This window comes from Gillisia sp. CAL575, from assembly GCF_000403785.1.
Classification (GTDB): domain Bacteria; phylum Bacteroidota; class Bacteroidia; order Flavobacteriales; family Flavobacteriaceae; genus Gillisia.
Window position 1 is genome coordinate 65,425 of the sequence record NZ_APHJ01000017.1, and the last position, 7,165, is coordinate 72,589.

The window sequence follows — 7,165 nt, forward strand, 5'->3', positions numbered from 1 at the left end:
TGCTCTTCGGGAAACCGGAAAACGTTCAGACAAATTGCGAAAATAGCTCAGCTGGTAGAGCGCCACCTTGCCAAGGTGGAGGTCGCGGGTTCGAATCCCGTTTTTCGCTCTGACAGGCGAAAAATCGCATTTTATTAAAATCCACGCTCGGATGGTGGAATTGGTAGACACGTTGGACTTAAAATCCAATGATCAGCAACGGTCGTGCGGGTTCAAGTCCCGCTCCGAGTACAAAAACCCTCTTTATCTTATTGATTTAGAGGGTTTTTTGATTTAAATATTTTTGGTTTGCTTAATGACCTCAGAAATAATTCTAGCTCCCCTTTAAATCTGTGATCAGCATACCATATTCATAGCAATCTGCCCAGCCCGATTTTAAGGGCAAGTGTTGCCTCTTATGGCCTTCTCTAATCATTCCTGCTTTTTCTAATACCTTTACAGATCCTATGTTTTTAGAAGCACATCCTGCCTCTATCCTATGAAGCTTTAATTTATGGAACCCGAAATGGATAAGTACTTTTAAAGCCTCAGTTGCAAATCCCTGATTCCAGAATTCTGGAAGGAATTTATACCAGATCTCTCCAATCTCGTATTTCTTATTTCCTAAATTCAAGGCAATCAATCCTATACTTTGATCATTCAATTTAATGCAGAAGGTGAATTTTCGGATGTCTTCTTTTTCATTTTCTAAAACCATCTCATTGAGAATAGCTTCAGTATCTTCTATTGTTGTAGGGATGCCAAGAGTGTTGTAAAAATCTACTTCCGGATTGGAGTGTAACGCATGTACAAATTGAAGCTCTTCTTGGCTCAAAGCGACTAAGGACAAACGATTGGTGGATAACTCAAATAAATTCATGATGATGACTTCTTTTTTCTGAATGCAGAAAATTAAGATTAATTATACAACCTCTAACAAATAAAGCAGGGTATTTTCTGTAGCTTAAATTCTTTTAAGTTTTCTTATATTGAGACATCAAAAAAATTTAAATATGATCAAAAAATTATCTGCAATTGGTTTTATGGCAATTGTTTTTCTTGGATGCCAGAGCCATAGACAAATAACAAACACACAATCTGAAAACAAATCAACTTCAGCAACAAATCCTAAAAAAGAAAATGACAACATAAAACCATATCAGGAAGTAATTACTTCAGCAGCAAAAAGTGATGAGGGCTTATTTACGACACATAGAGTTGGAGATAAATTATATTTTGAAATCCCGCTTAATCTTCTTGATCAGGATATGCTCTTAGTGAGCAGGATTGCAAAGGTGCCGGCCGGTTTTGGTGGTGGCTATGTAAATGCAGGTTCCAAAGTAAATGAACAGGTTGTCCGCTGGATCAAAAGGGGGCAGAATGTAGATGTGAAGATTATTAGTTTTGAGAATGAAAGTGATGAGAATTCTCCAATATATCAGTCTGTTGCTGCCAATAATTTTTTCCCGATTCTCTACAGCACCAAAATATCTGCTTACAATCGGGATTCTACAGCTGTAGTAGTGGAGGTAAATAGTTTATATGAAGATGATATAGAAGCGATTAATGGTATTTCTAACTCTCTTAAAAAAAAGTATAAAGTAAAAAAACTTGATCAAAATCGTTCCTATATCGAGTCGGTTCAATCTTTCCCGAAGAATATTGAAGTAAAACATGTAATGACCTATGAAGCAGAAGAGCCGCCGGAGAAAGATCAGGCCGGAACTATTTCTTTGCTGATGAACCAGTCTATGATCTTACTTCCGGATGTGAAAATGCAGCCAAGATTGGCAGATGAAAGAGTAGGATGGTTCAGTATTCAGAAATACGATTATAATTCAGATGAACTTAAATCTGATGATTACAAGATTATAAGAAAGTGGAAATTGGTTCCGAAGGATATCGAGGCCTATAAGAGAGGAGAACTCGTAGAGCCGGTTAAGCCTATAGTGTATTATCTGGATCCTGCAACCCCAGAAAAGTGGAGGCCCTATTTTAAAAAGGGTATTGAAGATTGGAACGTAGCTTTTGAAGCTGCTGGATTTAAAAATGCTATTATAGCAAAAGACCCGCCTACTAAGGAAGAAGATCCCGAATTTAGCCCTGAAGATACAAGATATTCGGTGGTAAGGTATGTGGCAAGTACTACAAGAAATGCAACTGGTCCTTCGGTTTCAGATCCCCGTACTGGGGAAATTATTGAGAGTGACATAATTTGGTATCACAACCACTTGCGATCTTACCGAAATAGATTTATGATAGAGGCAGGAGCACAAAATCCTGCTGCCAGGACTTTGAATACTCCTGAAACTGAAATAGGGGAAATGATGCGAATGGTAATTGCTCACGAAGTAGGACATGCCTTGGGCTTGCCCCATAATATGAAAGCTAGTTCTGCATACCCTACAGATTCTCTTCGTTCAGCCGAATTTACTCAGAAGTATGGTTTAACTCCTTCTATTATGGATTATGCGAGGGTAAATTATGTAGCACAACCAGATGATAAAGGTGTTAGGTACATTCGGATGATGGGTCCTTATGATCTTTATGCAATCAATTGGGGGTATAGATATTTACCTGAAGCACACAGTCCTATTGAAGAAAAGCCAATCCTTGATAAATGGATCCTGGAAAAAGCAGGGGACAGGATGTTTGAATTTGGAAGTGGTTATGATGGTGTAGATCCTCAATCGCAAAGGGAAAGCTTAGGAGCAGACCAAGTAAAGGCGAGTGAATATGGCTTGGCGAACTTAAAAAAGGTGGTCCCAAATCTTATTGAATGGACTTCCAAAGACGGAGTAGATTACGAGGAGCTTGATGAGCTTTATGGAGAATTGACCAGATTATGGAGAGGTTATGTAGACCATGTGGTTACCAATGTAGGCGGAGTAAATGAAACCCTGAAAACTGCAGATCAGGAAGGCGCTGTTTATATTGCTGTTTCGAAGGAAATTCAGAAGAATGCTGTGAATTTTTTAAATAAACACGCATTTACAACTCCCGACTGGTTGCTAAACCAGGAAATTCTAAGTAGAATTGAAGCAACCGGTGCTATTGAACGTGTACAGAATTTACAGACCAGAGCTCTCAATAATCTTCTGGATATGAAGAGGCTGAAGAGGATGGTAAGTAATCAACAAATGAACGGTGGTGAAGCTTATACTGCAGTAGAATTGATGGATGACCTTAGAAAAGGGATCTTTAGTGAACTATATTCCGGAAGAGTTACAGACGCTTACCGTAGAAATCTCCAACGTTCCTATGTAGACGCTTCTTCCGCATACCTCCAGAAGATAAAAGGAAAAGATAATGAAGAGGTTTTAAAGTCGGATATTATTGCTTTAATGCGTGGTGAAATGGAGAGATTGAAAAAAGATCTCAGCACAAGAAAAAACAATGTAAGTGATTCATTAACCCGATATCATTGGAATGATCTTATTGCAAGAATAAATGCAGCCCTTACTGTCGATTTATAATAGAACTTTTTTGTTTCAATAAAGCTCTATATGAAGAGTGCCCCCAAAAATAGGAAGACATTAATTGGGACTAACTAGGAATGAAAAAAACCGCCTTTGGGCGGTTTTTTAATCTATTGGCTAAAGATCTTAGTTAAGATCATCTGCAGCTTCTTCACCATTTACATCATCTGTATTGTGAACTTCCTCATCAATTTCTTTTGCTACTTTTTCAGCACCGGCTTCAATTTTCTCTCCTGCTTTTTTTGCATTCGTTTCTATGTCTTTACCTATAGACTCCAAAGCATCTTGAGTTTTTTCTTGAGTAGTTTCTCTGCAAGAATAGAATGATGTTGCCATGGTAACAACCATAAGCATTAAAAATATTTTTTTCATAAGATTAAATTTTAAATAGTTAAACCAAAAAAAGCCATCTCAATAAAATTAAGATGGCTTTAGAAAATTATGAATGCAAAAGACTACATGTCGTCGTCACCATTTACATCATCAGTTCCGTTAACTTCTTCTTTCAATTCAGTTTCAGCGTTGTCAGCAGCAGCTTCTACGTCATTTTCCATGTCATCCATGTCGTCAGCAACATCATCTGCAGCATCTTCCATGTCGTCAGCAGCATCTTCCATTGCATCTTCTGTTTTTTCTTCTGTAGTTTCTCTACAAGAATAGATTGACAAAGAGAATACAGCAGCTAATAATAATAAAGATAATTTTTTCATTGTAAAATGTTTAATTAGTTGAACAGCAAATTTAAACTAATTTTTAATTTTGCCAAGTACTCTTTTCAGTTAAATATTTCCAATATCTTTTGGGTACATGTTGTAGGTGTAATTTCATATTCTTGCGGGATTTTATGTTGGTACTCTCAAAGTATTCTCTCCATAATTTTTGAAAACCTATTTCGGAAGTACTGTAAATACTGGAGTTAGAAGGATCGAGATGATCTTTGGATTTAAAATTAAAATTTATGTAACTGGTTTCCTGTAGGTTATAAAATAAGCCTAAATTTCGCTTTAAATCGTAAATAATCCATTTTTGATCTGAATATCTACTTTCAAAATGCTTTAAAATAACAGGTAAAACGTTAAAATCTGGTTCTATAGTAGCAAAAAAGATATCATCTTTAGTAAGTTGAAATCTAACAAAAGCTTCCATGCGGTGCTTTTCTCGACTTACCTTTTTTGAAGTTTGATTAATTTTTAAAACAATGGGATGTCCGAAATCTTTACTACTGAAGTTTTCTTCCTTAAATACCAAATTAATATATTGAAATAGAAGCATCTCAATACCTTCTAATTCGCTTAAAAACGCAAAATATAATTGTCTATAACTGTCGTTGGAAATTTTCTTTTTTAAACCTATAATAACTCTCTCCGCTTTTTCTGAATTTGTGCTAATGTTCAAGGGCTCTGCAAATATGTTTTCTTGCGGAGTCGCTTCAGTATAAATTCCATTCACCTCTAATTTTTGTTCAAAAGCAGAAAAGATACATGTTAGAAATCCATTGAAAGTTCCATCATAAAATAATATAGTACCTGCTGTCATGAACTAAAAAGGTTTAATTGAGAAGAATAATCTTTTCGGAATTTGCTATTGGAATTTTGAAGGATCAAGCCCTTTATTTGAAGACTCGAAAGATCTCTCTTTTCAAAACTATTGGAATCACAGGTTATAAAATATCGTGCTCTATTATAAGCTATTCCAATCTTTTTGAGATGTTCCCAATTCAACTTTCTAAACTTTCTCGCCTCAATTATTTTATAGACAGATTTTAATCCTATTCCTGGTACTCTCGCGAGGAGCAATTTATCTGCCTTATTGATATCTAAAGGGAACAGTTCTCTATTGCGTAAAGCCCAGCTTAATTTTGGATCTATATCTAGGTCTAAATTTTGATTTTCATTATTTAAAAGTTCCCTAATGTCAAAGCCGTAAAATCTTAATAACCAATCTGTCTGATAAAGCCTGTTCTCGCGTAGAAGAGGAACGGGACTTCCAAGTGCCGGAAGTCTGGAATCGTTAGCAACGGGGATATATCCAGAATAATAGACTCTTTTCATCTTATACTTTTTATAATAATAAGCGGCAGAATACATCACATCTCTATCACTTTCTCCAGTGGCGCCAACAATCATCTGAGTGCTTTGGCCGGCAAGAGCATATTTTGGAGTGCTCTTTATTATCTTCTTTTCACTTTGATAGATCTGGATTGCATTTTTAACTGCTTCCATTGGTTTTATAAAATCTTCATGCTTTTTATCTGGAGCCAGCAATTTTAAACCTGAGATTGTTGGGATTTCTATATTAACGGAGAGTCTGTCTGCATACAGTCCAGCTTCCTGCATAAGTTCATCACTGGCTCCGGGAATAGATTTTAGATGAATATAGCCATTGAAATTCTCTTCTAGTCTAAGCTTTTTTGCTACTTGCACCAATCTTTCCATGGTGGTATCTGGGCTATTAAAAATTCCTGAACTTAGAAAAAGTCCTTCTATATAATTACGTCGGTAAAAATTCATCGTGAGATCTACCACTTCCTGTACTTTAAATGCAGCCCTTTTTATATCGTTGCTTTTGCGAGTTACACAATAGGCGCAATCAAAAATGCAATGATTGGTTAATAAGATCTTCAGCAAAGAAACGCAACGACCATCTTCTGTATAACTGTGGCAAATTCCTACGCCATCACTATTCCCTAAGCCACCTTTGTTAGCGCGTTTGCTCCCGCTACTTGAACATGAAATATCATATTTTGCAGCATCTGCAAGAATGTTCAATTTTTCTTTAATTCTTTCAAAAGACATAGTTTTTCTTTTTCGTTTAGCTTCAATTCTTTTTTTCTTCTAGACTTTTCATTTTTTCTATTCGGTGACCGGTAGCTAGATTTCCTTCAGAAAACCGCGGATCTATGATATATGCTTCTTTCTTCATTTTGCTTACTTCAATACTCAAAAAGTCGAATTCTTCGGTCACCTTTCCTAATAGCGCATAAACTCCACTTCCTCTAAATGAGTATTTTTCAGCAATAGGAGGGAAGAGGATAGTGTCAAAAAAGGAACCTTCTCGATCTATAAAAGTTCCAAAATTCATAGGTTTTCCCTTTGCCGTTTTAGTGTTTTTTACCGTAACCAGATATCCGTAGATCAAAATTTCCTTATTTAGAAAGCCTGCTAGATCCTTTTGTCCGTAATGGTTTTGAGGCGATTCCTGTAGCAGATCAAAATGACTGCACAAGGGAAACCCCAAGAGTTCTATCTGCTCAAAAGCCTCTTCTGGCAGAGTTGTATGCAATTCTGGTAAGGTGAATTTTTTGTGCTTTGGCGTAAAAAGTGGAATCTGATGTTCTTTCTTGGGTTTCTTGTTCAGTTTAAAATGAGCCTCCCATAAAAGTTGATATTTATCTATACCTGTAAACCTAAAAGCATTGATCCTAATTAAGATGCTTAATTGCTCTATGCTAATGGGAACACGATCTATAAGATTTTCCAAGGATTTAAATTTTCCTTTAAAATTCCTGTTCTCTAGAATACGTTGTACAGCGCGATGCTCGACTTCTTTTAAATTTCCAAAGCCCAAATAAATGGTAGTTCCTTTTATGGTGTTATGATAATCCCCTTCATTAATACATGGCGGCTCTACATTAGCTCCACTCATCTTGGCCTCATGCACATACATTTCTGTAGAATAAAAACCGCCTCCGTTATTAAGAGTGGCTA

General features: G+C 36.3%; 6 protein-coding genes, 2 tRNA genes and 1 pseudogene. 3 read left to right on the forward strand and 6 right to left on the reverse strand.

What is annotated here, in order from left to right; all coding sequences use genetic code 11:
* Positions 1 to 36 precede the first annotated feature (36 nt).
* Together I130_RS00415 and I130_RS00420 are read left to right on the forward strand one after the other, a co-directional pair.
* Positions 37 to 109 (forward strand) — tRNA-Gly (locus I130_RS00415).
* 36 nt (positions 110 to 145) lie between these two features.
* Positions 146 to 231, forward strand: a tRNA-Leu gene (locus I130_RS00420).
* Positions 232 to 313: 82 nt separating this feature from the next.
* Here I130_RS00420 and I130_RS00425 read toward each other — a convergent pair.
* Positions 314 to 859, reverse strand: a complete 546-nt coding sequence (locus I130_RS00425; protein ID WP_034917346.1) for a GNAT family N-acetyltransferase — start codon at positions 857 to 859, stop codon at positions 314 to 316.
* 133 nt (positions 860 to 992) lie between these two features.
* Here I130_RS00425 and I130_RS00430 point away from each other — a divergent pair, with 133 nt between their 5' ends.
* Positions 993 to 3,455: a zinc-dependent metalloprotease gene (locus tag I130_RS00430; RefSeq protein ID WP_034917351.1), complete on the forward strand. Its 2,463-nt coding sequence runs from the start codon at positions 993 to 995 to the stop codon at positions 3,453 to 3,455.
* Between the two features lie 129 nt (positions 3,456 to 3,584).
* Here I130_RS00430 and I130_RS00435 read toward each other — a convergent pair whose 3' ends face one another.
* The 5 genes and pseudogenes from I130_RS00435 to I130_RS00455 all read right to left on the reverse strand — a co-directional run.
* On the reverse strand, positions 3,585 to 3,830 hold the full coding sequence (locus I130_RS00435) for a hypothetical protein (RefSeq protein WP_034917355.1): 246 nt from the start codon (positions 3,828 to 3,830) through the stop codon (positions 3,585 to 3,587).
* A gap of 83 nt (positions 3,831 to 3,913) precedes the next feature.
* Positions 3,914 to 4,168 carry a hypothetical protein gene (locus I130_RS00440; protein WP_034917361.1) on the reverse strand — a complete coding sequence of 85 codons (255 nt, stop codon included), beginning with the start codon at positions 4,166 to 4,168 and terminating at the stop codon, positions 3,914 to 3,916.
* Between the two features lie 43 nt (positions 4,169 to 4,211).
* Positions 4,212 to 4,994, reverse strand: coding sequence for a TIGR03915 family putative DNA repair protein (locus I130_RS00445; RefSeq protein WP_034917364.1), 783 nt, complete (start codon positions 4,992 to 4,994; stop codon positions 4,212 to 4,214).
* Positions 4,991 to 6,253, reverse strand: coding sequence for a putative DNA modification/repair radical SAM protein (locus tag I130_RS00450; RefSeq protein ID WP_034917367.1), 1,263 nt, complete (start codon positions 6,251 to 6,253; stop codon positions 4,991 to 4,993). The genes I130_RS00445 and I130_RS00450 overlap by 4 nt, the downstream gene beginning before the upstream one ends.
* 22 nt (positions 6,254 to 6,275) lie before the next feature.
* A pseudogene (locus I130_RS00455) lies at positions 6,276 to 7,165 on the reverse strand (DNA polymerase III subunit alpha); the annotation flags it as partial.